Source organism: Streptomyces sp. T028 (assembly GCF_048159505.1).
Classification (GTDB): Bacteria; Actinomycetota; Actinomycetes; order Streptomycetales; family Streptomycetaceae; genus Streptomyces.
Genome location: NZ_JBLRVZ010000039.1, coordinates 40,881 through 67,436, shown reverse-complemented (window position 1 = coordinate 67,436; position 26,556 = coordinate 40,881). Strand labels below are relative to the sequence as shown.

Annotated in this window: 28 protein-coding genes and 3 pseudogenes; 15 read left to right on the top strand and 16 right to left on the bottom strand. The window is 72.8% G+C overall.

The annotated features are described in order from the left end of the window. Positions 1–423, bottom strand: a pseudogene (locus tag ACLZN2_RS34545) (hypothetical protein); the annotation flags it as partial. Positions 424–431: 8 nt separating this feature from the next. After that, positions 432–503 (bottom strand): annotated as a pseudogene (locus ACLZN2_RS34540) (hypothetical protein); the annotation flags it as partial. Between ACLZN2_RS34540 and tnpA the strand changes: the two are divergent. Beyond that, positions 493–813, top strand: a pseudogene (gene tnpA, locus ACLZN2_RS34535) (IS200/IS605 family transposase); the annotation flags it as partial. The pseudogenes ACLZN2_RS34540 and tnpA overlap by 11 nt on opposite strands. Positions 814–896: 83 nt before the next feature. Here the strand turns inward: tnpA and ACLZN2_RS34530 are convergent. Next, on the bottom strand, positions 897–1,541 hold the full coding sequence (locus ACLZN2_RS34530) for a DedA family protein (protein ID WP_416983383.1): 645 nt from the start codon (positions 1,539–1,541) through the stop codon (positions 897–899). 223 nt (positions 1,542–1,764) lie between these two features. Between ACLZN2_RS34530 and ACLZN2_RS34525 the strand changes: the two genes are divergently transcribed. Continuing rightward, positions 1,765–2,160: a hypothetical protein gene (locus tag ACLZN2_RS34525; RefSeq protein WP_416983382.1), complete on the top strand. Its 396-nt coding sequence runs from the start codon at positions 1,765–1,767 to the stop codon at positions 2,158–2,160. Positions 2,161–2,267: 107 nt separating this feature from the next. After that, entirely contained in the window at positions 2,268–3,203 is a 936-nt protein-coding gene (gene galU / locus ACLZN2_RS34520) for a UTP--glucose-1-phosphate uridylyltransferase GalU (RefSeq protein WP_416983381.1), read from the top strand. A gap of 40 nt (positions 3,204–3,243) precedes the next feature. On the opposite strand, the gene ACLZN2_RS34515 is transcribed toward galU, so the two are convergent. Next, positions 3,244–3,681 carry a DUF4442 domain-containing protein gene (locus tag ACLZN2_RS34515; RefSeq protein ID WP_416983390.1) on the bottom strand — a complete coding sequence of 146 codons (438 nt, stop codon included), beginning with the start codon at positions 3,679–3,681 and terminating at the stop codon, positions 3,244–3,246. Between the two features lie 97 nt (positions 3,682–3,778). Here ACLZN2_RS34515 and ACLZN2_RS34510 point away from each other — a divergent pair, with 97 nt between their 5' ends. After that, positions 3,779–4,825 carry a hypothetical protein gene (locus ACLZN2_RS34510; protein WP_416983380.1) on the top strand — a complete coding sequence of 349 codons (1,047 nt, stop codon included), beginning with the start codon at positions 3,779–3,781 and terminating at the stop codon, positions 4,823–4,825. 80 nt (positions 4,826–4,905) lie between these two features. Continuing rightward, entirely contained in the window at positions 4,906–6,207 is a 1,302-nt protein-coding gene (locus ACLZN2_RS34505; protein ID WP_416983378.1) for an MFS transporter, read from the top strand. A gap of 23 nt (positions 6,208–6,230) precedes the next feature. Here ACLZN2_RS34505 and ACLZN2_RS34500 read toward each other — a convergent pair whose 3' ends face one another. Together ACLZN2_RS34500 and ACLZN2_RS34495 are read right to left on the bottom strand one after the other, a co-directional pair. Continuing rightward, positions 6,231–7,106, bottom strand: a complete 876-nt coding sequence (locus ACLZN2_RS34500) for a spermidine synthase (protein ID WP_416983377.1) — start codon at positions 7,104–7,106, stop codon at positions 6,231–6,233. A gap of 6 nt (positions 7,107–7,112) precedes the next feature. Continuing rightward, positions 7,113–7,643: a gamma carbonic anhydrase family protein gene (locus tag ACLZN2_RS34495; RefSeq protein ID WP_416983389.1), complete on the bottom strand. Its 531-nt coding sequence runs from the start codon at positions 7,641–7,643 to the stop codon at positions 7,113–7,115. Between the two features lie 151 nt (positions 7,644–7,794). On the opposite strand from ACLZN2_RS34495, the gene ACLZN2_RS34490 reads away from it, so the two are divergent. Continuing rightward, the gene (locus ACLZN2_RS34490; RefSeq protein ID WP_416983376.1) at positions 7,795–8,559 is read left to right on the top strand and encodes an acyltransferase; all 765 of its coding nucleotides are present in this window, start codon (positions 7,795–7,797) and stop codon (positions 8,557–8,559) included. 49 nt (positions 8,560–8,608) lie between these two features. Here ACLZN2_RS34490 and ACLZN2_RS34485 read toward each other — a convergent pair whose 3' ends face one another. Next, positions 8,609–9,466 (bottom strand): EamA family transporter, encoded by an 858-nt coding sequence (locus ACLZN2_RS34485; RefSeq protein ID WP_416983374.1) that lies wholly within the window; start codon positions 9,464–9,466, stop codon positions 8,609–8,611. Positions 9,467–9,556: 90 nt separating this feature from the next. On the opposite strand from ACLZN2_RS34485, the gene ACLZN2_RS34480 reads away from it, so the two are divergent. Together ACLZN2_RS34480 and ACLZN2_RS34475 are read left to right on the top strand one after the other, a co-directional pair. Then, positions 9,557–10,129, top strand: coding sequence for a helix-turn-helix domain-containing protein (locus ACLZN2_RS34480; RefSeq protein ID WP_416983387.1), 573 nt, complete (start codon positions 9,557–9,559; stop codon positions 10,127–10,129). Between the two features lie 43 nt (positions 10,130–10,172). Continuing rightward, complete coding sequence (locus tag ACLZN2_RS34475; RefSeq protein WP_416983373.1) at positions 10,173–10,727, top strand: YbaK/EbsC family protein; 555 nt, start codon at positions 10,173–10,175, stop codon at positions 10,725–10,727. A 92-nt stretch (positions 10,728–10,819) separates the two neighbouring features. On the opposite strand, the gene ACLZN2_RS34470 is transcribed toward ACLZN2_RS34475, so the two are convergent. Next, positions 10,820–11,887, bottom strand: coding sequence for a cation diffusion facilitator family transporter (locus ACLZN2_RS34470; protein ID WP_416983372.1), 1,068 nt, complete (start codon positions 11,885–11,887; stop codon positions 10,820–10,822). Positions 11,888–11,949: 62 nt separating this feature from the next. Between ACLZN2_RS34470 and ACLZN2_RS34465 the strand changes: the two genes are divergently transcribed. Continuing rightward, complete coding sequence (locus ACLZN2_RS34465; RefSeq protein WP_416983371.1) at positions 11,950–12,309, top strand: ArsR/SmtB family transcription factor; 360 nt, start codon at positions 11,950–11,952, stop codon at positions 12,307–12,309. Positions 12,310–12,347: 38 nt separating this feature from the next. On the opposite strand, the gene ACLZN2_RS34460 is transcribed toward ACLZN2_RS34465, so the two are convergent. Genes ACLZN2_RS34460 through ACLZN2_RS34450 form a run of 3 tightly spaced genes read right to left on the bottom strand, consistent with a single transcriptional unit; the run spans position 12,348 to position 14,988 of the window. Continuing rightward, the gene (locus ACLZN2_RS34460) at positions 12,348–13,559 is read right to left on the bottom strand and encodes a 4-hydroxybenzoate 3-monooxygenase (protein WP_416983370.1); all 1,212 of its coding nucleotides are present in this window, start codon (positions 13,557–13,559) and stop codon (positions 12,348–12,350) included. A 40-nt stretch (positions 13,560–13,599) separates the two neighbouring features. After that, positions 13,600–14,526: a formylglycine-generating enzyme family protein gene (locus ACLZN2_RS34455; RefSeq protein WP_416983369.1), complete on the bottom strand. Its 927-nt coding sequence runs from the start codon at positions 14,524–14,526 to the stop codon at positions 13,600–13,602. Positions 14,527–14,580: 54 nt separating this feature from the next. Beyond that, entirely contained in the window at positions 14,581–14,988 is a 408-nt protein-coding gene (locus ACLZN2_RS34450; protein WP_416983368.1) for a CoA-binding protein, read from the bottom strand. Between the two features lie 211 nt (positions 14,989–15,199). Here ACLZN2_RS34450 and ACLZN2_RS34445 point away from each other — a divergent pair, with 211 nt between their 5' ends. Genes ACLZN2_RS34445 through ACLZN2_RS34435 form a run of 3 tightly spaced genes read left to right on the top strand, consistent with a single transcriptional unit; the run spans position 15,200 to position 17,108 of the window. Then, the gene (locus ACLZN2_RS34445; RefSeq protein ID WP_416983367.1) at positions 15,200–15,913 is read left to right on the top strand and encodes a hypothetical protein; all 714 of its coding nucleotides are present in this window, start codon (positions 15,200–15,202) and stop codon (positions 15,911–15,913) included. Beyond that, positions 15,910–16,449 carry a SixA phosphatase family protein gene (locus ACLZN2_RS34440; RefSeq protein WP_416983366.1) on the top strand — a complete coding sequence of 180 codons (540 nt, stop codon included), beginning with the start codon at positions 15,910–15,912 and terminating at the stop codon, positions 16,447–16,449. The genes ACLZN2_RS34445 and ACLZN2_RS34440 overlap by 4 nt, the downstream gene beginning before the upstream one ends. Before the next feature lie 32 nt (positions 16,450–16,481). Next, a complete protein-coding gene (locus tag ACLZN2_RS34435; protein ID WP_416983365.1) occupies positions 16,482–17,108 on the top strand; it encodes a YigZ family protein in 627 nt (208 codons plus the stop codon). A 49-nt stretch (positions 17,109–17,157) separates the two neighbouring features. On the opposite strand, the gene ACLZN2_RS34430 is transcribed toward ACLZN2_RS34435, so the two are convergent. Continuing rightward, a complete protein-coding gene (locus ACLZN2_RS34430; RefSeq protein ID WP_416983364.1) occupies positions 17,158–17,898 on the bottom strand; it encodes a class I SAM-dependent methyltransferase in 741 nt (246 codons plus the stop codon). A gap of 199 nt (positions 17,899–18,097) precedes the next feature. Between ACLZN2_RS34430 and ACLZN2_RS34425 the strand changes: the two genes are divergently transcribed. Continuing rightward, positions 18,098–19,261, top strand: a complete 1,164-nt coding sequence (locus ACLZN2_RS34425) for an exonuclease SbcCD subunit D (RefSeq protein WP_416983363.1) — start codon at positions 18,098–18,100, stop codon at positions 19,259–19,261. After that, on the top strand, positions 19,258–22,344 hold the full coding sequence (locus ACLZN2_RS34420) for an AAA family ATPase (protein ID WP_416983361.1): 3,087 nt from the start codon (positions 19,258–19,260) through the stop codon (positions 22,342–22,344). Before ACLZN2_RS34425 ends, ACLZN2_RS34420 begins: the two co-directional genes overlap by 4 nt. On the opposite strand, the gene ACLZN2_RS34415 is transcribed toward ACLZN2_RS34420, so the two are convergent. Next, a complete protein-coding gene (locus ACLZN2_RS34415) occupies positions 22,305–22,751 on the bottom strand; it encodes an Lrp/AsnC family transcriptional regulator (protein WP_416983360.1) in 447 nt (148 codons plus the stop codon). The genes ACLZN2_RS34420 and ACLZN2_RS34415 overlap by 40 nt on opposite strands. Before the next feature lie 94 nt (positions 22,752–22,845). On the opposite strand from ACLZN2_RS34415, the gene ACLZN2_RS34410 reads away from it, so the two are divergent. Further along, positions 22,846–23,322: a rhodanese-like domain-containing protein gene (locus ACLZN2_RS34410; RefSeq protein ID WP_416983358.1), complete on the top strand. Its 477-nt coding sequence runs from the start codon at positions 22,846–22,848 to the stop codon at positions 23,320–23,322. Between the two features lie 15 nt (positions 23,323–23,337). Here the strand turns inward: ACLZN2_RS34410 and ACLZN2_RS34405 are convergent, their stop codons facing one another. The 3 genes from ACLZN2_RS34405 to ACLZN2_RS34395 form a co-directional block, all read right to left on the bottom strand. Beyond that, positions 23,338–24,141 carry an ATP-grasp domain-containing protein gene (locus tag ACLZN2_RS34405; protein WP_416983357.1) on the bottom strand — a complete coding sequence of 268 codons (804 nt, stop codon included), beginning with the start codon at positions 24,139–24,141 and terminating at the stop codon, positions 23,338–23,340. Between the two features lie 71 nt (positions 24,142–24,212). Next, positions 24,213–25,916, bottom strand: coding sequence for a DUF885 domain-containing protein (locus ACLZN2_RS34400; RefSeq protein ID WP_416983356.1), 1,704 nt, complete (start codon positions 25,914–25,916; stop codon positions 24,213–24,215). A 119-nt stretch (positions 25,917–26,035) separates the two neighbouring features. Further along, a complete protein-coding gene (locus ACLZN2_RS34395) occupies positions 26,036–26,515 on the bottom strand; it encodes an Lrp/AsnC family transcriptional regulator (protein WP_416983355.1) in 480 nt (159 codons plus the stop codon). Positions 26,516–26,556: the final 41 nt, after the last annotated feature.

The window sequence follows — 26,556 nt, the reverse complement described above, 5'->3', positions numbered from 1 at the left end:
GCGCGGCGCAGGAAGCGGGGGCTCCTTGGTGACGGTCAGGGACGTGGGTGGGGCCGGAAGCCGGCGGGACCACTTGACCTTGAGGATGCCGACCTTCGCCACGTACACCGTGCCGTCGTCCTGCAGCAAGAAGGCGTCGGTGTTGAGGCGGATCGACTGCCGGGTGTCCTTCTTCGACTTGTAGCGGGGAGGGCCGGCCTTGCGGCCCTGCCGCTTGCCCCTGAGGCTGTCGAAGAAGTTCTTGTAGGCGGCGTCCAGGTCCCGCAGGGACTGTTGTAGGACGACCGCTGAGACGTCGGCGAGCCAGGCGCGCTCCTCAGTGCGTTGGCCTGGGTGATGCGGAGCCGGGACAGCTCGGCCGACGTCACGTACGGCAGCCCTGCCGCGTGCGCTTGTTTCCGCTCGCGCAGGCAGTCGTTCCACACCACGCGGGCGCACCCGAACGCACTGGCCGGCGCACGGCGCCGGGAGGCGTCCGGGTAGGCCCGGTACGACAACGACATGCTGACGCGCTGCGAAGAGATCATGCGCAAGGTCTGCGAGGACTTCGAAGCGGAGCTGAAGGAGTTCAACGGCGAACGCGATCACGTCCACCTTCTGGTGCACTACCCGCCCAAGGTCGCCGTCTCGAAGCTGGTCAACAGCCTCAAGGGCGTCTCCGCTCGCCGGATACGGCAGGAATTCACCGGCCGGATCAACCGCGCCATCATGCACGGGCACCTGTGGTCGCCCTCGTATTTCTCCGCATCTTGCGGCGGAGCACCATTGGCGATCGTCCGCCAGTACATCGAGCAGCAGAAACGTCCGCTTTGAAGTGCACGTCAGAGCAGCCTTGAGATGTATTCATCCCCGGCGTGAACGCCGGGGCTTTCTGCACGAGTCCCGGTAAGGGCGGCTCACTCCCCGGCAGGAACCGGTTCCGCTTCCTGCTGTGCCGCCTGCGCCTTCTTCGCCTTGCGCTTGATGACCAGGAACGACGTCAGTCCGATCAGGGCCGCCACCACAAGCCCCAGATAGGAGAACCTCTTCAGCCAGGACTCGGCGACGACACCCACGTAGTAGATGACGGCCGTGGTCCCGCCCGCCCACACGATCCCGCCCAGCACGTTGGCGATGAGGAACTTCCAGTACGGCATGTGCAGCACACCCGCGAGCGGCCCGGCGAAGATGCGGAGCAGGGCGATGAAGCGGCCGAAGAACACGGCCCACATGCCCCACTTCTCGAAGGACCGCTCGGCCGTGGCGATGTGCCCCTCGCCGAAGTGCTTCGGGAACTTCCTGCCCAGCCAGGCCAGCAGCGGGCGTCCGCCCTTGCGGCCGATGGCGTAGCCGATGGAGTCGCCGATCACGGCGCCGGCGGAGGCGACCGCGCCGAGCACGACGGGGTTGATACCGGCGTGCTGGGAGGACAGGAGCGCGGCCGAGACCAGGATGATCTCGCCGGGCAGCGGGATGCCGAGGCTCTCCAGCCCGATGACCAGACCGACCACGGCGTAGACGGCCACCGCGGGCACCGTGTCGAGCCACTCCTGGACGTGCACCGGCGGTCCTCCCCTTTGACATCCCTTGAACATCGCCTGCTGGCGGGAAGCCTACCGGTTCGGCCCGACCCGGCCGCGATCCGTGGTGGAGCGGGCTACACCACGGATCGGGGAGTACGGCCCCTCGTGACGGGACTCCGCGCACGTGATCGTGGTCGGCAGGACAACAGCGAAGTCAGGACACCAGCGAAGTCAGGACACCAGCGAAGAAGGGACCCCTTCCATGGCCGTGAACCGCCGGCGCCGCCGCACCGCCGTCATCGCCTCCGCCGCCGCAGCTCTCGCGCTGACCACCGGCCTGCTCACCGGCTGCGAGTTCGGTGACACGGTCGACTGTCTGTCGAACGCCGACGACATCACGGACAGCATCACGGCGATCAACAAGGCGGGCGCGGACGCGATCGAGGACCCGTCCAGGACGGAGGACTCCATCACCACGATCGAGAAGAACCTGGACAGGATCAACGACGAGTCGGACGACAGCGAGGTCGACAAGGCGGTGGACAAGCTCAACCAGGCGATCGAGGACTACAACAAGGACATCCTGAACGGCGACACCCCGGACTCCTCCGCGATCGACGAGGCGGCCGCCGAACTGAAGGACGTCTGCACCTCCTAGCCCCGGGTCAGCTCCGTACGCGTACGGTCCGCCCGGCCGGGAGCCGCACAGGAATCTCCAAGGGGACTCCCGGGCTTCTCCCATCCCCTTCGTCCACTCTGATCCCCATGAGTACCCCCCACTCCGCACCCACGGTCCGCAAGGCGGTCGTCCCGGCGGCGGGCCTCGGCACCCGCTTCCTGCCCGCGACGAAGGCGACCCCGAAGGAGATGCTCCCGGTCGTCGACAAGCCGGCCATCCAGTACGTCGTCGAGGAGGCCGCCGCGGCCGGTCTGGACGACGTCCTGATGGTCACCGGCCGCCACAAGCGGGCCATCGAGGACCACTTCGACCACGCCTTCGAGCTGGAGCAGGCCCTGGCCGCCAAGGGCGACACCGTACGACTGGACGCGGTGCGCGACCCGGCCCAACTCGCCGACATCCACCACATCCGGCAGGGCGACCCGCTCGGTCTCGGCCACGCGGTGCTGTGCGCCCGCCACCACGTCGGCGACCAGCCCTTCGCCGTACTCCTCGGCGACGACCTCATCGACCCGCGCGAGACCCTGCTCAGCCGGATGCTGGAGGTCCGCGAGCGGTACGCGGGCAGCGTCGTCGCACTGATGGAGGTCCCGCCGGAGCAGGTCCACCTCTACGGCTGCGCGGCGGTCGAACCGTCCGGCGAGGACGGCGTCGTACGCGTCACGGGACTGGTGGAGAAGCCCTCACGGGAGGCGGCACCGAGCCGGTACGCGGTCATCGGGCGCTATGTCCTCGACCCGGCGGTCTTCGACGTCCTGGAACGCACCGAGCCCGGGCGCGGCGGCGAGATCCAGCTCACCGACGCCTTGCAGGAACTCGCCGCGGACGGCACGGTGCACGGCGTGGTCTTCTCCGGCCGCCGCTACGACACCGGCGACAAGGCCGACTACCTGCGCACGGTGGTCCGGCTGGCCTGCGACCGGCCCGACCTGGGCCCGGAGTTCGTGGCCTGGCTGAAGGAGTTCGTGGCGGACCTGGAGAGCGGCGAGCGCGGCTCCGGACCGGAGCGGCTGGCGGCCTGACGCCCGAGGGAGAGCGGCCCGCGTCACGTCCGCGCGCCGCTCAGCCGTTGGGACGGAGCGTCCATACGACGGTCATCTCGCCGGTGACGGCACCGTCGGCGCGCCGGATCTCGACCGTGACCGGGAACTCGGGGCGCTCCCCCGCGTCGAGCTGGGCGGCGACCTCGGCGGCCGGGCGGCCCAGGGTCGCGGTGGCGGTGACGGCACCCATCGCGAGCTTCTTGTACGCGATCTCGGCGCTCACGGCGAGCGGCACGGCACGCGAGAGCTGATCCCCGAACGCGGCCAGCACGATCGCGCCGCTGGCGGACTCGCCGAGCGTGAACATCGCACCGGCATGCGGGCCGCCCACGTGGTTGTGGAAGTCGCCCTGGTCCGGCAGGGCGACCACGGCCCGGTCCCGGCCGGTCTCCAGGAACTGGAGATTGAGGGTCCGGGCCATGGGCACGGTGGCGGCGAGCATCTCGCCGATGGACATCTGGTCTGCGCTCATGCCGCGATGTTACCCACGAGTAGCCCACCTGGCCAGGGCCGGTGCCCCCACCGCGTCCCGGACGGCACTAGGGTTTCAGGCCATGTGGCCAGGAAACCAGCCGCCCGGGGGAGAGCAGAACCCGCAGGCGCAGAACAATCCGTACCAGCAGCCGGGGTACCAGCAGCCGAATCCGTACCAGCAGCCCGGCTACCAGCAGCCCGGCTATCAGCAGCCCAACCCGTATGCGCAGCAGCCGCAGTGGGGCGCCCCGACGGCCGCGGGCGGACCTCAGCCCGCGCCCGGCGGTGGAGGCGGCGGGGGCGACCGCACGAAGCTGGTCGCGATCGTCGCCGCCACGGCTGTGGTCGTGGCCGCCGGGGTGACCGGCTATCTGGTGCTGGGCGCCAAGGACGACGACAAGGGCAACGTGGCCAAGGGCAGCACCAGCCCCTCGGCAACCGCGTCCGCCTCCGCCTCCGCTTCCGCCTCCGCCTCCGCCGGCACCGACGACAACCCTCGTGACAACGAGGAGGAGAAGGCGACCGTCTCGGGCTGGAAGGTCGTGGTGAACGCCAAGTGGGGTCTCGCCTTCGACGTGCCGGCGGACTGGGAGATCGAGAAGCCGGGCGTCAGCCGGGGCTTCGAGTGGGAGGACAAGGAGGAGCCCAGCGGCTACGGCTCGATCCTGATGTCGGGGGTGGCCGAGTACAAGTCCAAGTGGTGCGGCACCGACAGCGACAAGGACGGCAAGACCGACTACACGCCGCTGGCGCTGGTCGGCACCAAGGGCGCCGAAGGGGCCAAGAACACCGACGAGATCGCCGTCAACACCCCGGCGTGGTGGGTCTTCGGCGGCTACACCGAGCCGGACAAGAAGAGCCTCACCTTCGACGAGAAGGCGACGCCCTTCACCACCGCCTCCGGCATCAAGGGCAGTTACGCCTGGGCCCAGTCGAAGAACACGCCCCAGAAGGGCGAGTGCGACAGCGACGGCAAGGCGATCACCTTCGGCTTCAAGAACTCCGCGGGCGACTACGTGTCGTGGAACTGGCTCGGAGCCAAGGGCGTCGAGGACGAGGTCCCGAAGGCGACGGTCATGCAGATCCTGAGCACCGTACGCTGGCACGGCGAGCCCACGGCGACCTGACCCGGCCGGCCCGGCCCACCGGGTGTGTCCGACGGGTAATCCGTTTGGCACACCGGGGGGCGGGCGGGGATAGTCGGCCGGTGACGCCATCCGCCGACCCCCCTCGCCGCCTGCGCAAACCCTCCTGGGCGGGCCGCAACTACAGTCTGCTGACCATCGCCGCGTTCGTGACGAACCTGGGCAGCCACGGGGCGCTCATCGCCGCCGCGTTCGCCGTCCTGGAGTCGGGCGGCGACGGCGGTGACGTGGGGCTGGTGGCCGCCGCCCGCACCCTGCCGCTGGTGCTGTTCCTGCTGATCGGCGGCGCGGTCGCCGACCGGCTGCCCCGGCACCGGGTGATGGTCGCCGCCAACGCCCTGAACTGTCTCTCGCAGGGCACCTTCGCGGCCCTTGTCCTGCTCGGCGAGCCCCGGCTCTGGCAGATGATGCTGCTGACCGCGCTGGGCGGCACCGGCCAGGCGTTCTTCTCCCCCGCGGCCGAGGGCATGCTGCTCTCCTCGGTCCGGGGCGAACAGGCCGGGCGGGCGTTCGCGGTGTTCCGGATGGCGATGCAGGGCGCGGGCCTGGGCGGCGCGGCCCTCGGCGGCGCGATGGTCGCCGTGATCGGCCCCGGATGGGTGCTCGCGGCCGACGCCGCCGCCTTCGCCCTCGCGGGCTCGCTGCGCTCCCTCCTCGACGTACGGCACATTCCCGCACGCCAACCGGGTGGCGGGATGCTCGCCGACCTGCGGGAGGGCTGGCAGGAGTTCAGCAGCCGGCCCTGGCTGTGGGGCATCGTTTTGCAGTTCTCCCTCGCGAACGCCGTCGTGGCCGCGGCGGACGCGGTCTACGGCCCCCTCGTCGCCCGGGACCACCTGGGCGGGGCGGCCCCCTGGGGACTGGCCCTCGGCTTCTACGGCGCCGGCACGGTCGTGGGCGCCCTCCTGATGACCCGCTGGAAACCCCACCGCCTCCTCCTCGCCGGCACCCTGTGCGTCTTCCCCCTGGCCCTCCCCTCGGCCGCCCTCGCCGTACCGGTCCCGATCGGCGCCCTGTGCGCGGTGATGTTCACGACCGGCGTGACGGTGGAGGTCTTCGGCGTGTCCTGGATGACCGCGCTCCACCAGCAAATCAGCGAGGACAAGCTCTCCCGGGTCTGCGCCTACGACTGGTTCGGTTCGGTGGCGATGGTCCCGGTCGCGACGGCTCTCGCGGGACCGGCCGAGTCCGCCTTCGGCCGTACGGCCTCGCTGTGGGGGTGCGCCGGTCTCGTCGTCGTGGTCACGGCGGCGGTCCTGTGTGTGCCGGACGTACGGCATCTGACGCGGCGTACAAGGCCGGTGACGGGTGGGACGGCGGTCGCGGACAGCGAACCGGAGGGCGACCGGGATCCGGTTGCGTGAGGGGCCGCGGCGGCACGGCCGGCTCAGCCGATGCCGAACGCCCCGTCCGGTGGCTCGGGGGACGGTACGGCGTCCTCGTCCCGTACCGGACGCGCGTCGCCGATGAACCGTCGTAGCCCGGGGCCGTGTTCCACCCGGGCCGGGAACGCGTCCGAGGCGGTACGGCGGGCCAGGGCGGCCACGTCGACGGGGTGGTGCGCGGCGACGAGGACCGCGTTGCCGAACCGGCGGCCCCGTAGGACGGCCGGTTCGGCGATGAGCACCAGCTCCCCGAACACCGCCGCGAAGTTGGCCAGTTGGGAGCGCAGGAAGCCGAAGGGCGCCGCGTCGGCGAGGTTGGCGAGGTAGACGCCGTCGCCGCGCAGCACCCGGTCGGCCTCACGGGCGTAGGCGAGGGAGGTCAGGTGCGCGGGGACCCGGGAGCCGCCGAAGACGTCGGCGACGAGCACGTCCGCCGAGTCCTCGGGTGCCGCCTCCAGCCAGGCGCGGGCGTCGGCCGTGTGCAGCGCGACTCCGGCGCCGGCCGGGAGCGGCAGATGCTCGACGACCAGCTCCAGCAGTCCCCGGTCGGCCTCGACGACGTCCTGCCGTGAGCCCGGCCGGGTGACGGCCACGTACCGGGGCAGGGTGAGCGCGCCCCCGCCCAGGTGCAGCACGTCCAGGGGCCGTCCCGGCTCGGCGACGGTGTCCAGGACGTGCCCGAGCCGCTGGGCGTACTCGAACTCCAGATGCGTCGGCGCGTCCAGATCGACGTACGACTGCGGCGCGCCGTCGACCGTCAGCAGCCAGGCCCGCTCCCGGTCGACATCGGGCATGAGCTTGGCGGTGCCGTGGTCGACGGCGCGGCTGACGGGTATGGGCTCGTCGTTCACTTCTTCATTGTGCCCGGGCGGCAGCATGCCCCCTTACTCGTGGATTTCCTTGTGAGCCTTGGCCAGGTCCGCGTACAACGTGCCGTTCAACGTCACACCCTGCCTCTCCTCCTCCGTCAGCTCCCGCTTCACCTTCGCCGGGACCCCCGCCACCAGTGAGCCCGGCGGCACCTCCATCCCCTGCGGTACCAACGCCTGGGCCGCGACCAGCGAACCCGCCCCGATCACCGCGCCGTTGAGGACCGTCGCGCCCATGCCGATCAGGCAGTCGTCGCCGACGGTCGCGCCGTGGACGACCGCGTTGTGGCCGACGGAGACGCGTTCGCCGACCGTCACGGGGAAGCCGGGGTCGGCGTGCAGGGTCACGTTGTCCTGGATGTTGGCGTCGCGGCGGACGGTGATCCGCTCGACGTCGCCGCGCACGACCGCGCCGTACCAGACGCTGGCCCCCGCCTCCAGCGTCACGTCTCCGACGACCGAGGCCGTCGGTGCCACGAACGCCTCCTCGTCGACGTTCGGTTCCCTGCCGCCGATGCCCACGATCAGCGCCTTGTGCGTCGTCACCCGTCTCACCGTCTCCTCGTGTCCGCCGTACCGCTCGTACCGCTTGTACGGCCCGTACGGCCCGTACCGTCGCACCGTACGCCACCGGGTGGGGCGAAGATCACAGGCCTCGGGCCGTATCCCGGCAGGGCGCCCTGAGTACGGTGAGCGGGTGCCGAAGCGCAAGAACACGTTCTCATCCTGGCGGGGCCGCCTCGTGCAGCGCGCCGTCCACGCGGGCTGGGCGTGGGTGCAGCGCACGGGTTCCGTGACCGCCGAGCGCCCCGGACGTCTCCGCTTCGGCTCGATCGGCCCGGCGACCCGGCTCGCCTTCCCGCTCGGCACCGTCTTCGGCGAACCCTGGATCCACATCGGCTCGCACTGCATCGTCGGCGAGCAGGTCACCCTGACGGCCGGTCTGATGCCCGACCTCGACCTCGGCCCCGACCCGATCCTGCGCGTCGGCGACGGTGTCGTCCTCGGCCGGGGCAGCCATGTCATCGCCGACACGACGGTCACCATCGGCAGCGACTGCTACTTCGGGCCGTACGTCTATGTGACGTCCACCAACCATTCCTACGACGACCCGCACGAGCCCATCGGCAAGCAGTGGCCGCGCATGGAGCCGGTGGAGATCGGGCCCGGCTGCTGGATCGGCACCGGTGCGGTGATCCTGCCGGGGGCGCGGATCGGGCGGAACGTCGTCGTCGCGGCGGGGGCCGTGGTGCGCGGGACCGTGCCCGACCACGCCGTCGTCGCGGGCGCGCCCGCCAAGGTCGTACGACGCTGGACTCCCGATGACGGGTGGCAGCCGCCGCTGCGGACACCCGCGCCGGTGCCGATACCCGACGGGATCACCTCGGACCAGCTGGTCGCACTGTCGGAGCTGGACGAGGAGACCGTGGAGAAGCTCGCGCAGTTGGAGCCCGAGGGCTGACTCGGCGCGGTCCGACCCGGCCAGCCGGCCAGCCGGCCCCGGCAGTGACTCAGCCGGTCGCCAGCAGCAAGGTGCCGAGGAGTGCCAGCCCCGCGCCCGCCGCCTGGATCGCGCGCAGCCGCTCGCGCAGGAAGCCGCGTGCGGCCAGGGCCGTCACCACCGGGTAGAGCGAGGCGAGCACCGCGGCCACCGTGACCGGGCCGCGCTGGGCGGCGACCGCGTAGGTGCCGTTGGCGGCGACGTCGGTGAGACCGACGAAGGCGTACGCCGGCAGCGCGGAGAGGGGCAGCCCGCCCCGGGGGAGCGCGGGGGCGCCACGCCGGGCGGCCGCGTACAGGGCGACACCGCCCACCGCCACACTGGTACCGCGCTGCACGAACAGGGCGAGGAACAGGCCGGTGGGGGTCGTCGACGCCTCGATGACGAGCGTGAAGACGGTGCCGAAGCCGAGCGCCGAGACCAGGGTGAGCAGGACGGCCCGCCGCTGGACCGCCGCGCCGCGCAGCTGCGGGCCGCCCGCCAGGACCACGCCCAGGACCGCGACCGCGATGCCCGCGACCTGCGTCAGCCCGGGGCGTTCGCCGAGGAACAGGCCGGCCGAGACCGGGACGGCCACACTCAGGGCGGCCAGCGGGGAGACCACGCCCATCGGGCCGAGGGCCAGGGCCTGGTAGAAGGAGAGCAGGGCGAGCGGGCCCACCAGTCCGGCGGCGACCGCGAACCACAGGCGGGGGCCCGCCTCGCTCCAGCCGCCCGTGGCGAGCACGATCACGCCGACGACGACGGCCGCGATCGACTGCGACACCATGACGACCGTCAGCGCGGGGGCGCGGCGCGTTAGCAGCCCGCCGCCGAAGTCGGCCAGTCCCCACAGCAGGCTGGTGGCCAGGGCGAAGAGTGCGGTCACGGTCCCTCGCAGTACAGTTCGGTGCACCATCAGGTGCACCCACGCTAGTGCAACATGGTGAACCCTGTCATCCAAAATATTGGACGGAATGTGGCGGACCTCGACCTGCTGACCCAGTCCCTGGCGCGCAACGTCAAGCACTGGCGTGCGGTGCGCGGCTTCACCCTGGACGTGCTCGCCGCCCGCGCAGGCGTCAGCCGGGGCATGCTCATCCAGATCGAGCAGGCCCGCACCAACCCGAGCATCGGGACGGTCGTGAAGATCGGTGACGCGCTCGGTATCAGCGTCACCACCCTGCTCGACTACGAGCAGGGACCGAAGGTGCGGGTCGTCCCGGCCGACCAGGTGGTCCGGCTGTGGCACACCGAGGCGGGCAGTTTCAGCCGCCTGCTCGCCGGTACCGAGGCTCCGGGCCCGCTGGAGATGTGGGACTGGCGGCTGATGCCGGGCGAGGGCAGCGCCTCGGATCCGCACCCCGTGGGCACGTTCGAGATCATCCATGTCACGGCGGGCGAGCTGACCCTCACCGTCGAGGGCGAGGAGTACCGCGTCCCGGCCGGTGCGAGCGTCACCTTCGAGGCCAACGCCCCGCACTCCTACGGCAATCAGGGCGACGTCCCGGCGGAGCTGGTGCTGGCGGTCTCCGTCCCGCCCGTGCGCTGAGACGCCCCGCCGTGGCCGCCGCGGATCTTGTTAGCGTGCCGGCATGCGCGCACCCATCGGAGACTTCGACACCGCCGCCCCGGCCCCCGACTGCCTGGACGAGCTGACCGGCCCCGTCGCCGACGCCGTACGCCACTGGAGCGGCAGCGTGCCCGCCGACCGGATCGTCTACGTCGACACCGACCCGCAGTGGGCCGACACGGCCGTCTTCGTCGAGCACTACGGCCGGGACCTGCTGGAGTGGTCCGCGAACTGTGTCGTCGTCGCGGGCAAGCGCGGCGGTGAGACCACCCTCGCCGCGTGTGTCGTCCTGTCCACCACCCGTGTCGACGTCAACGGCGTGGTCCGCAGGCAGTTGAACGCCCGCAAGGCGTCCTTCGCCGCCATGGACACGGCGGTGGGGGAGACCGGCATGGAGTACGGCGGGATCACCCCGATCGGGCTCCCCGCGGCCTGGCCGGTGCTGGTGGACTCCGCCGTCGTCGACCTGCCGTGGGTCCTGGTGGGCAGCGGACGCCGGCGCGGCAAGCTCCTCGTCCCGGGCAAGGCGTTCGCCGAACTGCCGGGTGCGGTGGTGCTGGAAGGGCTCGGCGCCTGACCGTCGTCAGGCCGCCGTGTGGTGGGCGAGGGCCAGATGCGGATCCGCCTCACGCCGCCGTGTGGTGGGCGAGGGCCAGATGCGGATCCGCCTCACGCCGCCGTGTGGTGGGCGAGGGCCAGATGCGGATCCGCCTCGCCCGGCACCGGTGCCGGATCCGCGTGCACCAGGGCCGCGGTGAGTCGCGGGACCGCGTGCAGCAGCGCGTGCTCCGCGTGCACGGCGATCGCGTGCGCCTGACGTACCGTCGCCTCGCCGTCCACCACGACCGCCACCTCGGCCCGCAGCCGGTGCCCGATCCAGCGCAGCCGCAACTCGCCCACCCCGCACACCCCTTCGACGTCCAGCAGGGCCCGCTCGGCCCGGTCGACCAGCGCCGGGTCGACGGCGTCCAGCACCCGCCGGAACACCTCCCGCGCCGCGTCCCGCAGCACCAGCGCGATCGCCGCCGTGATCGCCAGCCCCACCACCGGGTCGGCGAGCTGCCACCCCAGCGCCGAACCGCCCGCGCCGAGCAGCACGGCCAGTGAGGTGAACCCGTCCGTGCGCGCGTGCAGCCCGTCCGCCACCAGCGCCGCCGAGCCGATCGAGCGGCCCACCCGGATGCGGTACCGGGCCACCCACTCGTTCCCCGCGAAGCCGACCAGTGCGGCCACCGCGACCGCGCCCACATGCTCGACCGGTCGCGGGTTCAGCAGCCGCTCCACCGCCGTCCATCCGGCGAAGACCGCCGACGCGGCGATGGTCAGCACGATCGCGAGGCCCGCCAGGTCCTCGGCGCGCCCGTAGCCGTAGGTGAACCGCCGGGTGGCCGCCCGCCGGCCCACCACGAAGGCGATGCCCAGCGGTACGGCGGTCAGCGCGTCCGCCGCGTTGTGCACCGTGTCGCCGAGCAGCGCCACCGACCCCGAGACCACCACCACGACCGCCTGGGCGAGCGCCGTCACGCCCAGCACCGCCAGCGAGACCCACAGCGCGCGCATGCCCCGGGCCGAGGACTCCAGGGCCCCGTCGAGCTTGTCGGCGGTCTCGTGGGAGTGGGGGGTCAGGAGATGGGAGAGGCGGTGGCGGAGGAGGGAGGCCGCAGGGGAGTGGTGGTGCGGATGCTCGTGCGCGTGTCCGTGGTGGTGCTCGTGCCCGTGGTCGTGCTGCTCGCTCACGTGGGTCCCTTCCGCTGCGCCGGGGGTGGACGCGCATCCGTCCACTCCCTCATTATGTGCGTATGAGCGCACGCACGCACCTATCACCTGCACACCATGTGCACCCGCGCACCCCCGGCGAGGAGCAGCTCGCGCTCGCCGCCGAGCTGCTCGCCCTGCTGGGCGACCGCACCCGGCTCACCCTGCTGCACGCCCTGACCTCGGGCGAGGCCGATGTGACCACGCTGACGGAGGCATGCGGGGCCGCCCGGCCCGCGGTCAGCCAGCACCTGGCGCGGCTCAGGCTGGCCGGGCTCGTGCAGACCCGCAAGGAGGGCCGCCGGGTGATCTACTCCCTCTCCGACGGCCATCTGCGCCGCCTGGTCGACGAGGCCCTGAACGTGGCCGACCACCGCCTCGGCGACCAGCCGCCCCACGACTAGTCGTTATCAATAGGTCGATGGGTCGATGGGTCGATGGATCAATAGCGCTCGGCGCTCCCGAGGTACTGCTCGGCGAAGGCCGCCGCGGCCACCGGCGAGGTGAACAGCCGGCGCAGCCGCGCGAACGTCGTGCCTGCCCGGAACGGATCCTTGGCGGACGTCCCGTGGTAGACCTCCGACAGCCACTGCGAGAACTCCTGGTAGTCCCACACCCGCCGCAGACACGCCTCCGAGTAGCCGTCCAGCCCGTCCCCGTCCCCGCCGTCGAGGTAGCCCACCAGCGCGTCGCCCAGCAGGAACGCGTCATGCAGGGCGAGGTTCATGCCCTTCGCGGCGATCGGCGCGACCAGGTGGGCCGCGTCACCGGCCAGGAAGAGCCGCCCGTACGTCATCGGCTCCACTACGTAGTCGTGCATGTCGAGCACCCGCTTCTCGATCAGCGGGCCTTCCGTGAGCGGCTGGGCGCCCGAGCCGCCCGCGAGCCGTACGTGCAGCTCGGACCAGATCCGGTCGTCGGGCCAGTTCTCCGGGTCGTCGCCGGGCGGACACTGGAGGTAGTAGCGGGTGACCTCGGGGCTGCGGGCCATGTGCCCCGCGAACCCGTTCTCGTGCACGCCGAACAGCACGCAGTCGGAGGACGGCGGCGCCTCGGCGAGCAGCGCCAGCCAGCCGATGCCGTAGTCGTGCCGGGCGATGCGCGCGTGCTCCGGCGGTATCGCGGCCCTGCTGACCCCGCGCGCGCCGTCGGCGCCGACCACGAAGTCACAGGCGAACATCCGCCGTTCACCGCTCTCCCCGCAGCTGTACGACACGGAGGGGTGCCCGGTGTCCAGGTCGTGCAGCTCGACGTCGCGCACCGAGAACCGGGCGTCCCCGCCGCGCACGTCGACGTACTCGCGGACCAGATCGGTCACCAGCAACGGCTGCGGGTACACCCAGTGGTGACGACCCGTCAGATCGCCGTAGGAGAAGCGGTACCGCTCGCCGCCGAAGCGGAACTCGCACGCCGTGTGGCGCTGGGCGCGCGCCAGCAGGTGGTCGGCCAGTCCGCGCTCGCGCAGCCCGCCCACGGCCCACTCCTCGATGACGCCGGCCCGCGGCCGCTGCTCGATGAACGCACGGCTCTCCGTCTCCAGGACGACGCAGTCGACGGACGCGGCCCGCAGGATGTTCCCGACCGTGAGCCCCGCGGGGCCCGCGCCGACGATGACGACCTGAGTGCGCTGGAAGGAAGGGGAGTTGGTGGTCACCCGGTCATTATCGGGTCATGGTCGACCGGGCCGCCGCTCCTCAGACGTCCCGGGCACAGCGGAAACCCGCGTGTCCGCTGGAGCTGTCAGGGGTGTTGGCGCTGCGGGCGGCCACGCGGTAGCGGTTGCAGTAGGAGGCGTGGCACATGTGCGAGCCGCCCCGGATCACCTTCAAAACCGGGCTCTGCGCGGACCATGCGTCCGCACACCACTCCCAGACGTTGCCCGACATGTTGTACAGCCCGAATCCGTTCGGTGCGAACGCGCCGACGGGCGCGGTTCCGCGGTATCCGTCGGCGGCCGTGTTCTTCGTCGGGAAGGTGCCCCGCCAGATGTTGCAGCGGAATTCCCCGCCGGGGTTCAGTTCGTCGCCCCACGGATAGCGCTTCTGCTCCAGACCGCCCCGGGCCGCGTACTCCCACTCGGCCTCGGTGGGCAGCCGACCGCCCGCCCACGCGGCGTAGGCGGCCGCGTCGAACCACGACACGTGCACCACCGGATGGCCCCCGCGTCCGTCCAGAGAGCTGCCGGGCCCCTCCGGCCGGTTCCAGGCCGCCCCGGAGACCGCGCACCACCAGGGGGTTCGCTCGGGGCGCGGCGAGTCGCGGCGCAGCGCGCCCGGCAGGAACCCCGCGAACACGTACGACCACCCGAGCCGCTCGGCGTCCGTGACATGCCCGGTGTCCGCGACGAACTCCGCGAACCGGTCGTTGCCGACGGCGTACGCGTCGATCCGGAAGGGGGCCACCCGCACCCCCCGCACGGGCCCCTCGCCGTCCGCCGGAAAGCCCTCCGAGTCCTCGGAACCCATCAGGAACTCACCGCCGGGCAGCTCCACCATGCCGTCGGCGGCGACGGCATGGAGCGAGGGCACGGGCAGCGCACGCGAGGGCTCGGCGTGGCCGCCCCCGGAGGGCATGCAGCACCGTGCGGAGGCGTTCTGGTTCTGGTTCTCGTTCTCGGGCATACGAGCGCCCAGCATGCCCGGGAATCCTGTGTGCCGGGGAGACCCGGTCCGGCGTCAGCCCAGGCGCGGGATCTCGATCGCCGGGCAGCGGTCCATCACCATCTCCAGGCCCGCCGCGCGCGTCCGCTCGTACGCCGCCTCGTCGACGACGTCCAGCTGGAACCACACCGCCTTCGCCCCCTTGGCGACCGCCTCGTCGGCGACGGCACCGGCGAGGTCGCTGTTGACGAAGACGTCGACGACGTCCACGTCGAAGGGGATGTCCGCGAGGGAGGCGTACCCCTGCTCCCCGTGCACCGTCTCCGCCTTCGGATGGACCGGCACGACCCGCTTGCCGTAGCGCTTCAGCACCGCGGCGACGCCGTACGCGGCCCGCCGGTGGTTCGTCGACAGCCCCACCACGGCCCAGGTGTCACCGAGCCCGGTGAGGATCTTGCGGATCGTCGCGTCGTCGCCGTACACCGTCGGCCTCCTGAGGCATGTCGGACAGCATCTGCCGGGCCGTACAACACGCGGCGCCGGCCCCTGATTCCGCCCCCAGGCCTGCGAACCGCGCCCCTTTCCCCCGCCCGGGGGGAAAGGGGCGCGGGGAACTGCGCGCCCAGCCACAACGGTGCCGCAGACAAACGACGGAACATCGCGCCACTCCCAGCGGAGCGCATAGGCTCGCCTCGTGCTGTGCATCACCGACGCCCGAAACGGCGAAGCCGTCGTCGCCGCCCCCGTCCGCCGTGGTCTGACCCGCGTGCAGGTGCATGCCTCGGGGTACGGCGCGGGCTCGCTCCGTGTCCTGCTCGTCGCCGACGTGCTGGTGAGGGCGCTGGAACTCGCCGGAACACCCGTGTGGACGCTGCTCACCGGCGAGCATCAGCAGGCGGAGCTGCGGGCCGGCGCCACCGCCCTCGGCATGCACCCCTTCGAGGACGGCCACGAACTGGGCTCCGGGGTGGGGGAGGCGCAGATCCTGCACGTGGTGGGTGAGGACGGTCCGGAGCCCGACGGGGTGCGGATCGCCGTGGCCGGGGTGGAGGGCGCGGTCCCGGACGACCCCGCCGTGCTCCGCCTCGCGCTTCTCACCCGGCCCCGCACCGAACCCGTCCGCCTGGACGCGGCGGCGGTGGGCGAGGCCGGCGAGACTCTCGTACGCTGGCGGAGAGCCGTCGCCGACTGGGCGCGGCGACCCTCGCGGCCCGTCCCGGACGACGTGCGCGGACGGCTCCGTACCGCCTGGGAGGACGACCTGGACGTACCCGAAGTGCTGAGGGTGCTGCGGTGGGTGGAGGACGCCGGGCCGGAGCTGCCGTACGGCGCCCGCTTCGAGACGTACGCCTACGCCGACCGTGTCCTCGGCCTCGACCTCACCCGCGATCTGGGAGCCCCGCTGTGAGCGCAAAGGACGGACCGCCGCGCAGGCTCGTGGTGCTGCGGCACGCCAAGTCCGACTGGCCGGAGGGCGTCCCCGACCACAAGCGGCCCCTCGCGGCACGCGGCCGCCGGGACGCCCCCGCCGCCGGCCGCGCCCTCGCCGAGACCGGCTGCGTGCCCGACCTCGCTCTGGTCTCCACCGCCGTACGCGCCCGCCAGACCTGGGAACTCGCCTCCGCCGAGTGGGAGGCCCCGCCCCCGGTCCGCCACGACCGGCGGCTGTACGCGGCCGACGTACCGGAACTCCTGGACGTCGTACGGGAGACTCCCGCCGAGGTCGGCACGTTGCTGCTCGTCGCCCACAATCCGGGCCTGGAGGAGCTGGTCCTCGATCTGGCCGGGGACGACCTCGACCACGCGCTGGACGAGGTGCGGCTGAAGTTCCCCACGTCCGCGATCGCGGTCCTGGCCTGGCACGGGCCCGACTGGCGCTCCCTGCGCCCGGGCACCGCGCTGCTCACCTCGGTGATCGTGCCCCGGGGCAGGAAGGCGAGCTGAGCAGGCCCGCGCGGAGCGCATAGGGTGGCGGGATGCAGGACGAATACCGCACGGTCGCCCGGGAGGGCGTGCACGAGACCGAGGTCAACCGCTCCCGCTTCCTGTGCGCCCTCGCCCCGGCGGCGACCGAGCAGGAGGCCCAGGAGTTCATCGCGTCCGTGCGCAAGGAACACGCCGACGCCACCCACAACTGCTGGGCCTACGTCATCGGCGCCGACGCCGCCGTCCAGAAGGCCAGCGACGACGGTGAACCCGGGGGTACGGCAGGCGTCCCGATGCTCCAGATGCTGCTGCGCCGCGACATGCGGTACGTCGTCGCCGTCGTCACCCGCTACTTCGGCGGAGTCAAACTTGGCGCCGGCGGACTGATCCGGGCCTACGGTGGCGCCGTCGGCGAGGCGCTCGACAGCCTCGGCACCCTCACCCGCCGCCGTTTCCGCCTCGCCATCGTCACCGTCGACCACCAGCGCGCCGGCAAGGTCCAGAACGATCTGCGCGCCACCGGCCGCGAGGTCCGGGACGTCCGCTACGGCGAGGCGGTCGACATCGAGATCGGCCTCCCGGACGCCGACGTGGACGGCTTCCGCGCCTGGCTCGCCGACACGACGGCCGGGACGGCGCTGCTGGAGCTGGGCGGCGAGGCGTACGGGGACGCGTGACCGGCCCGCCTGATGGGCTGCCTGCGTGCCTGCCTGCCTGACGGGCCGGCTATGCGGGGAGCCGGTAGACCGACACATGGGAGCGGGACTCGGCGGTGAACTCCGCCCCCGCCCAGTCCGCGTGCCGGCTCTCCCGCTCGAACCCGGCCAGCTGGGCCATGAGGTCGAGCTCGGCGGGCCAGATGTAGCGGTGCGGGCTGCGGTCCAGCCGGGCCTCGTGGCCCTCCTCGGCGAACGTGAAGTGGTGCGAGACGACGTGTTGCCGCAGCGGGTCGTAGGTGTCCAGGCCGATGTAGCCCGGCTCGGAGTGCCAGACCGTGGCCGGTGTACCCGGGGGCAGCTTGCGCAGTTCGGGCACCCACAGCTCGATCACGAACCGCCCTCCGGGCGCGAGGTGGCGGGCGGCGTTGCGGAAGCACTCCACCTGCTCGGCCTGGGTGAGCAGGTTGGAGATCGTGTTGAAGACCAGGTAGACGAGCGTGTACGTGCCCGGCGCCCGGGTGGTCGCCATGTCGCCGACGACCACGGGGACCGTCGCCTCGTCCGCCTTCGTCCGCAGCTGTTCGAGCATCGGGCGGGACAGCTCGATGCCGGTCACGGGCACTCCGCGCCCGGCGAGCGGGATCGCCACCCGCCCGGTGCCCACGGCGAACTCGAGAGCGGCTCCGCCCTCCGCCAGCGCGGCCAGCCGGTCCACGGTCGGCCCGAGCACCTCGGGTGCGAACATTCCGGTGCCGGGGGTGTCGTAGCGCCGTGCGGCATCCGCGTCCCAGATCTGCTCCTGATCCATTCCGTCAACGATCGCCAGCAGTAAGGGAGTTGTCCAACGGTTTTGCCTTCGGGTTCGCCGTGACTCCGGCAGGTCCGGAGTGTTTACGGCGATTCGTTGTCGTATGCGGACAAAAGGTTGCTGTTGGTGAGGGATCAGGTGCCGAAGGCGTTAGCGTGGTCGGTGTTCACGGTCGGTTTCTGTACGTCGGAGCGGTTTCTTGAGAGTGCTGCACACGTCCGACTGGCATCTCGGCCGGTCGTTCCACCGCGTGAACATGCTGGAGGCGCAGGCCGCGTTCATCGGCAGCCTGGTCACGACCGTGCGGGAGCGCGAGGTCGACGCGGTGGTCGTGTCGGGGGACGTGTACGACCGCGCGGTGCCGCCGCTCGCCGCGGTCGAGCTGTTCGACGACGCCCTGCACCGTCTCGCGGACCTCGGTGTGCCGACGGTGATGATCTCCGGCAACCACGACTCGGCCCGCCGGCTCGGCGTCGGGGCCGGACTGATCGGGCGCGCGGGCATCCATCTGCGCACCGACCCCTCGGCGGCAGGCACCCCCGTGGTGCTCGCCGACGCCCACGGCGACGTCGCCTTCTACGGGTTGCCCTATCTCGAACCCGCCCTGGTGAAGGACGAGTTCGGACTGGAGAAGGCCGGGCACGAGAGTGTGCTCGTCGCCGCCATGGACCGGGTCCGCGCCGACCTCGCGACCCGTGCGCCCGGCACCCGGTCCGTCGTCCTCGCCCATGCCTTCGTCACCGGCGGCGAACCGAGCGACAGCGAGCGGGACATCACCGTCGGCGGGGTCGCCTCCGTGCCTGCCGGTGTGTTCGACGGCGTCGACTACGTGGCGCTCGGCCATCTGCACGGCTCCCAGACCATCACCGAGCGCGTCCGCTACTCGGGCTCCCCGCTGCCGTACTCCTTCTCCGAGACCGAGCACCGCAAGACGATGTGGCTCGTCGACCTCGACGCGGACGGCGCGGTCACCGCCGAGCGCATCGACTGCCCGGTGCCGCGTGCGCTGGCCCGGATCTCCGGCACCCTGGAGGACCTGCTCGCCGATCCCGCGCTCGCCCGGTACGAGGAGGCGTGGGTCGAGGCGACGCTCACCGACGCCGTCCGCCCCGCCGAGCCCATGGCCCGGCTCAGCGAGCGGTTCCCGCACACCCTCAGCCTCGTCTTCGCCCCCGAGCGGGCCCCGGACGACCCGGACGTGTCGTACGCCCGGCGCCTCGCCGGCCGCAGCGACCAGGAGATCGCCGAGGACTTCGTCGCCCATGTGCGCGGGGCGGGGCCCGACGGCCACGAGCGGGCCGTACTGCGGGACGCCTTCGACGCGGTCCGTGCGGACGACACCCTGCGGGAGGTGGCGCGGTGAGGCTGCACCGGCTCGACCTCACGGCCTTCGGGCCCTTCGGCGGCGCGCAGAGCGTCGACTTCGACGACCTGTCCGCCGCCGGCCTGTTCCTGCTGCACGGGCCGACCGGCGCGGGCAAGACCTCCGTCCTCGACGCCGTCTGCTACGCGCTCTACGGCGCCGTCCCGGGCGCCCGCCAGACCGTCCAGGGCCAGGGACTCACCCTGCGCAGCGACCACGCGGCCCCCGGCGTCCGCACCGAGGTCACCCTCGAACTCACCGTCGCCGGACGCCGGTTGGAGATCACCCGGCAGCCGCCGCACGAGCGCCCGAAGAAGCGCGGACGTCCGGGCACGACGGTCGAGAAGGCCCAGACCTGGCTGCGCGAGTACGACGCCGTCGCCGCCGTCTGGAAGGACCTCAGCCGCTCCCACCAGGAGATCGGCGAGGAGATCACCCAGCTCCTCGGCATGAGCCGGGAGCAGTTCTGCCAGGTCGTGCTGCTGCCCCAGGGCGACTTCGCGCGGTTCCTGCGCGCCGACGCGGAGGCACGGGGCCGGCTGCTGGGGCGCCTCTTCGACACCCGGCGGTTCGCCGAGGTGGAGAAGCGGCTCGCCGAGCGGCGCCGGGAGACGGAGGCACGCGTGCGGGAGGGCGACGCAGAGCTCGTCGCCGACGCCCACCGTATGCAGCAGGCCGCCGGGGACGCCATGGAGCTGCCGGAGCTCCAGCCGGGCGAGCCGGGCCTGGCCGAGGCCGTCGTCACCGCCGCGGCCGTGGCCCGCAGCACCGCCCGCGAGCAGCTGACGATCGCCCACTGCCGCCTCGCCGCCACCGAGTCCGCCCAGGCGACCGCCGAGCGCGCGCTGACGGACGTACGCGAACTCGGGCGGCTGCAGCGGCGGTTCGCGGAGGCCCGGGAACAGGCGGAGCGGCTGGAGGAGCGTGCCGAGGCCCACCACGAGGACCAGGCGCGCATGGAGCGGTCCCGCAAGGCCGAGGCGGTGGCACCGGCGCTGGAGCTGCGCGAGGCCGCCGAGACGGAACACCGCGGGGCGGTGGAGGCGGAGGCACGCGCGCGTGTGCTGGTGCGGGCGTCCGCAGGGGGCGGCGGCAGGCAGAACAGCGGACGGGACGACGGACAGGACGACGGACTCGCGGACGCGGGCGGTGCCGGACTCGCCGCCGCCGCTCGCCGTGCTGCCGAGGAGCTGGGCGGTCTGGAGTCGGCCCGGCGGGCCGAGCGGCGGCTGGCCGAACTCCTCGTGGAGCGGGCCGTTCTGGACCGGCAGGAGCGCGCCGACGCGGACGTCCTCCAGGAGGCGGAGTCCTGGCTGGCCGGCTGGGAGGAGACCCGTGCCGGTTACCTGAGCGCGGTCGAGTCCGCCCAGGAGGCCGCGACCCGCGCCGAAGGGCTCGCCGTGCAGCGGGAACCCGCCCGGGGGCGGCTCGCCGCCGCCCGTCGGCGGGACCGGCTCGCACGGGACGCGGACGACGCGCGACGGCACGTCCTCACCGCCACCGAGCGCGCCCAACTGGCCCGTGCCGAGTGGCTGGACGTCAAGGAGCGGCGGCTGAACGGCATCGCCGCCGAACTCGCCGCTCGGCTCACCGAGGGCGAGCCCTGCGCGGTCTGCGGCGCCGTCGACCATCCGGCACCCGCGCGCAAGGACGCCGGGCACGTCGGCCGGGAGACCGAGGAGCGCGCCCTGGCCGTGTTCCAGCGGGCCGACGAGGAGCGGGCCGAGACCGAACAGCGCCTCGGTCTCGTCGAGCGGGAGCTGGCCGCAGCCGAGGGCGAGGCCGGTGACACGCCCACCGAGGAACTCGCCGCGCTCGCCGATGAGTTGGAGCGGGAGTACGTCCAGGCCCGCGGCGGCGCCTCGACCCTGCACACCGCGCACGAGCGGCTGCGGCAGGCCGAGCAGGAACGCGACCGGCGTGTCTGCGCCCAGCAGGAGGCCGCCGTGGGCTCCGCCTCGCGGGTCGCGCGACGCGACGCCCTCGACCGTGAACGGAGCGCCCTGGAAACGGAGTTGGCGCAGGCGCGGGGCTCGGCCGACAGCGTGGCCGCCCGGGCCGCCCAGCTGGAGCGGCGGGTCGCGTTGCTCACCGAGGCCGCGGAGGCCGCGCGGGCCGCCGAGGACACCGCCCAGCGGCTCAAGGACGCCGACGCCCGGCTCGCCGACGCCGCGTACCGGGCCGGCTTCGACACCCCGCAGGCCGCCGCCGACGCCCTCCTCGACGCCGGCGCCCACCGCGAGCTGCAACGGCGCCTGGACGCCCGGCAGTCCGAGGAGTCCGCTGTCCGCGCCGTGCTCGCCGAGGCCGACACCGCGGCCGCCGCCCAGCAGCCGCCCGCCGACCTCACGACGGCACAGGACACGGCGGCCCTCGCGGCCCGGCGGCTGCGCGACGCCGCCTCCGCGCGCGACGCGGCCGCACGGCGCTGCACGGAACTGGACCGGCTCTCGGCCCGCACGGCCGAGGGCGTACGGCGGCTCGCGCCCCTGCGTGACGAGTACGACCGGGTGGCCCGCATGGCCGGCCTCACCGCGGGCACCTCGGCCGACAACGAACGCAAGATGCGCCTGGAGGCGTACGTCCTCGCGGCCCGTCTCGAACAGGTGGCCGCCGCCGCGACGGCACGCCTGCAGCGGATGTCGGCGGGGCGCTACACCCTCGTCCACTCCGACGACCGGGCCGGACGCGGCCGCAGCGGGCTCGGGCTGCATGTCGTCGACGCCTGGACCGGCCGTGAGCGGGACACCGCCACGCTCTCCGGCGGCGAGACGTTCTTCGCCTCGCTCGCCCTCGCGCTGGGCCTCGCCGACGTGGTGACCGACGAGGCGGGCGGGGTCCAGCTCGACACCCTCTTCATCGACGAGGGCTTCGGCAGCCTCGACGACCAGACCCTCGACGAGGTCCTCGACGTCCTGGACTCCCTGCGCGAACGCGACCGCAGCGTCGGCATCGTCAGCCATGTCGCCGACCTGCGCCGACGCGTCCCCGCCCAGCTGGAGGTCGTGAAGGGGAGATCCGGGTCGGTGGTGCGCCCGCGGGGCTACCGGCCGAGCGGGCGCCGGGGGAGCGGCGAGGAGTAGACCACGCTCGTCGTGACCGACCCGAGCGCGCCGATCTTCCCCGACACCTCCTCCAGATGCCGCATCGAACGGGCGGCGACCTTGATGACGAAGCAGTCGTCGCCCGTGACGTGATGCGCCTCCAGGATCTCGGGCGTCACGGCCACCAGGTCGTGGAACGGCTTGTAGTTGCCGTTGGGGTAGCGCAGCCGTACGAACGCCAGGATCGGCAGCCCCAGCCGCTCGGGGTCCACGACGGCCGCGTACCCCTGGATCACACCCGCCTCCTCCAGCCGCCGCACCCGCTCGGTGACCGCGCTGGGCGACATGGCGACGGCCCGCGCCAGCTCGGCGTAGCTGGCCCGTCCGTCCCGCTGGAGGACCTCGAGGATGCGCCAGTCGGTGGCGTCCGGGGAATACACGGTCATGGCCGATGGATAGCAGGGGAATCCCCGGTGGATCAAGGGACGCCCCGGGGATTCTCGCTTCAGCCGTCCGGCCCGGGGCCATAGGTTCTCGGTCATGACGACCGACACCGTGAACCCCGTCCTCCGCGTCGCCCCCGCCGCCCCGGCCGAGGCCGCGGCCTACTTCCGGGCGAGCCTCGTGTTCCACGCCGACGTCTCCGACGTGGCCGCAGCACTCGCCGCGGGCGGCGACCCCGGGTTCGTCGTCCTGGACTCCCGCTCCACCGACGCCTGGGACCAGGGCCACATCCCCGGCGCCGTCCACCTGCCCACCGCGCTCATCCCCGAGCAGGCCGAGCGACTCCTCGACAAGAACGTGCCCGTGGTGACGTACTGCTGGGGCCCCGGCTGCAACGGCGCCACCCGCGCCGCCCTCGCGCTCGCCGAACTCGGCTACCGGGTCAAGGAGATGCTCGGGGGCTTCGAGTACTGGGCGCGCGAGGGCTTCGCCTACGAGACCTGGGAGGGCAGTGAGCAGCGCGACGCCGACCCCCTCACGGTCCCGGTGGAGGCGGAGAACTGCGGCTGCTGACCGCCCACTTGGCGCTCAGTCCCGTACGACGTCCGGAACCGGCCGCAGGAAGCGGTGGTCCGCCGCCCCGAACTCCCCCTCGGGGCGGGCCGCCCGCAGGACCACCTCCAGCGCGGCGTCCGCGTCGCAGGCGTAATGGCCGCTGGCCCAGGCGGCGTTGGCCTCCACCACCGCCCAGCCCGAGCCGTCGACGAGACCCACGTCCACCACGATCGCGCTCGGCAGGCCCGCCCCCGCCGACGCCGTCATCCGCTCCGCGAAGGCCAGCACCTCGCCTCGGCGCGGGTCCTCCGCCAGCGGGGCGACATCCAGGGCGCCCCGGGTCGCGTACCGGCTGCCCGTGCGCACCTCGCCGTCCAGCAGGAACAGCCGGTACTCCACGGCGAACGCCACGATGTCGCTGACCAGCACCGGTTCCGTGCCGTCGACCGCGTCCGGCCCCGGCAGCCCGCCGCCGTCGGGGTAGACCCGGGCCGGGAAGCTCTTGTCGTTCGGCGGCTTCACGAACGCCGGGCGCCGAAGCCGCCACGCCTCGGCGATCGTGGTGAACTCCACGTCCCGCAGGGTGAGTTCGTACGGCAGCCGGGCCAGCCAGTCCTCCGGCGCCTCCAGCAGCCCGACCCCCAGCTCCCGCGCGACCGCGTCCGCGAACAGCGGACCGGCGTACAGCGAGGCACCCGCGGCCAGGCGGGATCCCTCCGGCACCCGCCAGTCGCGCAGCGTCTCCACGCGCGCCCCGCGCCGCCGTGCCGCGTCCGCGAGGGCGTGGCCGGTCGCGGTGACGCGCGGGGAGAGGAACAGGGTCCGAGTGATCGTCATGGGAGACGAGGGTGGCGTACGAGCGGGCCCGGGAACAGCGATTTTCCCGAAGCCCGCTCGCGCCCGTCGTGTCAGAGGCGCGCCAGCTCGTCCACCAGGTCGTCGAGGCCCAGCGACCCCTGGGAGAGGGCCGCCATGTGCCAGGACCTGAGGTCGAAGGCGTCACCCCGGCGCTCGCGCGCCTTCTCCCGGCCCAGCAGCCAGGCCCGCTCGCCGAGCTTGTAGCCGATCGCCTGGCCGGGAATGGTCAGGTAGCGGGTCAGCTCGCTCTCCACGAAGTCCGCCGGACGGCTGCTGTGCGCCCCGAAGAACTCCTGCGCCAGCTCGGGCGTCCAGCGCTCGCCGGGGTGGAACGGCGAGTCCGCCGGGATCTCCAGCTCCAGATGCATGCCGATGTCGACGATGACCCGCACCGCCCGCATCATCTGCGCGTCCAGATAGCCCAGCCGGTGCTCCGGGTCGGTGAGGAAGCCCAGCTCGTCCATCAGCCGCTCCGCGTACAGCGCCCAGCCCTCGGCGTTGGCGCTCACCATGCCGACGACGGCCTGGTACCGGGAGAGGTCCGCGGCGACATGCGCCCACTGCGCGAGCTGGAGGTGATGGCCGGGAACGCCCTCGTGGTACCAGGTGGAGACCAGGTCGTACACCGGGAAGCGGGTCTGGCCCATGGTGGGCAGCCAGGTGCGTCCCGGCCGCGAGAAGTCCTCCGACGGGGGCGTGTAGTAGGGAGCGGCGGCGCTCCCGGCGGGGGCGATCCGCGACTCCACCCGCCGGACCCGCTCGGCGAGTTCGAAGTGGGTGCCGTCCAGCGCCTCGATCGCCTGGTCCATCAGACCCTGCAGCCAGTCCCGGACCTCGTCGACGCCCTCGATGTGCTTGCCGTGCTCGTCGAGATGCGCGAGGGCCACCCAGGGCGTGGCCGCACCCGGCAGGACCCGCTCGGCCTCCTTCCTCATCTCCCCGAGGAGCCGGTGGTACTCCGCCCAGCCGTATGCGTACGCCTCGTCCAGGTCGAGGTCGGTGCCGTTGTAGTAGCGCGACCAGCGGGCGTACCGCTCCCGGCCGGCCGTGTCCGGCGCGCCCTCGACCGCCGGCGCGTACACGTCGCGCATCCAGTCCCGCAGCTCCACGACCGCCGCCGTCGCGGTACGGGCCGCCTCGTCCAGCTCCGCGCGCAACGCGTCCGGCGGCGACTCGGTTCCGGTGGCGACGAAGTCCTCGAACCAGCCGCGGCCGGCGCCGTCCGTGTCCGACCACTCGGTGAGCTGGCCGATGAAGGTGGCGGTCGGGCGCGGCGCCCCGTACAGCTTGCGCTCCAGGCCGAGCGCCAGGGACTCGCGGTAGCCGGCGAGGGCCGCCGGCACCGCGCGCAGCCGTTCGGCGATCGCCGCCCAGTCCTCGGCGGTCCGCGTGGGCGTCACGGTGAACACCTCGCGCACATGGTGCGCCGGCATCCCCAGGTTGCCGACCGCGCGGAGCCCCTCCTCGGCCTCGTGCACGGCCAGCTCCGCGGTCAGGCGCTCGCGCAGGAGGCGCGCGCACCGGCGCTCGATGTCACTGTCCGCGCCGGGCCGCCGCTCCGCCTCGGCGAGCTCCGCCAGGGTGTCCCGGGCCAGCCGCGCCCGCGCCTCCTGGCCCGCGGGCGAGTAGTCGGGCAGACGGCTCGAACTCTCCGCCACGCCTAGGTAGGTACCGGTGACCGGGTCGAGGGCGATGAGGCCGTCGACGTAGGCGTCGGCGACCGCGCGGGGAAGCGGGTTGGTGGTCTGTGACATGCGCACCATCCTCGTACGGGGAGATGCGCACGTCACGGCGTTTGAGCTGACGGCGTAGCACGGTGTCGCGCGTTTGAGCCGGGAGGCGTCGCGGTGTTCGAACCGGCCGCGCGGTGTTCTCACCCGGCACCCGGCGGCAGCAGCGGTCCGCAGTCCCACTGCTGGAAGATGAGCCGGGTCTCCACCCGGGCCACCTCGCGCCGCGCGGTGAACTCGTCGAGGACCAGCCGCTGCAGGTCCGCCATGTCGGCGACCGCCACATGCACCAGGTAGTCGTCGGGACCGGTGAGATGGAAGACGGTCAACGCCTCCGGCAGCGCCCGGATCCGCTCCACGAACGGCCCCACCAGCTCCCGCCGATGCGGCCTGACCTGCACCGACAGCAGAGCCTGCAGTCCCCGCCCCAGCTTGGCCGGATCCAGCCGCAGCTGATGCCCGACGATCACGCCCGAGCGGCGCAGCCGCGTCACCCGGTCCAGGCACGTCGACGGCGCGACCCCGACCTGCGCCGCGAGGTCGCGATAGGTGGTCCGGGCGTCGTTCTGCAGCAGCCGCAGCAGTTGCAGATCCACCGGGTCCAGTACGACAGATTCGGCCATCGGCCGAACGTAGCACGGTGTTCGAATCCCGTGACCCGTGC

Bases quoted from the DNA above. Each gene is read 5' to 3' on its own strand.
- ACLZN2_RS34525 (WP_416983382.1), top strand. From the start codon at position 1,765: ATGGCCGTGAACCGCCGGCGCCGCCGCACCGCCGTCATCGCCTCCGCC.
- galU (WP_416983381.1), top strand. From the start codon at position 2,268: ATGAGTACCCCCCACTCCGCACCCACGGTCCGCAAGGCGGTCGTCCCG.
- ACLZN2_RS34515 (WP_416983390.1), bottom strand. From the start codon at position 3,681: ATGTCCATCGGCGAGATGCTCGCCGCCACCGTGCCCATGGCCCGGACC.
- ACLZN2_RS34510 (WP_416983380.1), top strand. From the start codon at position 3,779: ATGTGGCCAGGAAACCAGCCGCCCGGGGGAGAGCAGAACCCGCAGGCG.
- ACLZN2_RS34500 (WP_416983377.1), bottom strand. From the start codon at position 7,106: ATGCTGCCGCCCGGGCACAATGAAGAAGTGAACGACGAGCCCATACCC.
- ACLZN2_RS34475 (WP_416983373.1), top strand. From the start codon at position 10,173: ATGCGCGCACCCATCGGAGACTTCGACACCGCCGCCCCGGCCCCCGAC.
- ACLZN2_RS34465 (WP_416983371.1), top strand. From the start codon at position 11,950: ATGAGCGCACGCACGCACCTATCACCTGCACACCATGTGCACCCGCGC.
- ACLZN2_RS34455 (WP_416983369.1), bottom strand. From the start codon at position 14,526: ATGCCCGAGAACGAGAACCAGAACCAGAACGCCTCCGCACGGTGCTGC.
- ACLZN2_RS34435 (WP_416983365.1), top strand. From the start codon at position 16,482: ATGCAGGACGAATACCGCACGGTCGCCCGGGAGGGCGTGCACGAGACC.
- ACLZN2_RS34430 (WP_416983364.1), bottom strand. From the start codon at position 17,898: ATGGATCAGGAGCAGATCTGGGACGCGGATGCCGCACGGCGCTACGAC.
- ACLZN2_RS34415 (WP_416983360.1), bottom strand. From the start codon at position 22,751: ATGACCGTGTATTCCCCGGACGCCACCGACTGGCGCATCCTCGAGGTC.
- ACLZN2_RS34410 (WP_416983358.1), top strand. From the start codon at position 22,846: ATGACGACCGACACCGTGAACCCCGTCCTCCGCGTCGCCCCCGCCGCC.
- ACLZN2_RS34405 (WP_416983357.1), bottom strand. From the start codon at position 24,141: ATGACGATCACTCGGACCCTGTTCCTCTCCCCGCGCGTCACCGCGACC.
- ACLZN2_RS34400 (WP_416983356.1), bottom strand. From the start codon at position 25,916: ATGTCACAGACCACCAACCCGCTTCCCCGCGCGGTCGCCGACGCCTAC.
- ACLZN2_RS34395 (WP_416983355.1), bottom strand. From the start codon at position 26,515: ATGGCCGAATCTGTCGTACTGGACCCGGTGGATCTGCAACTGCTGCGG.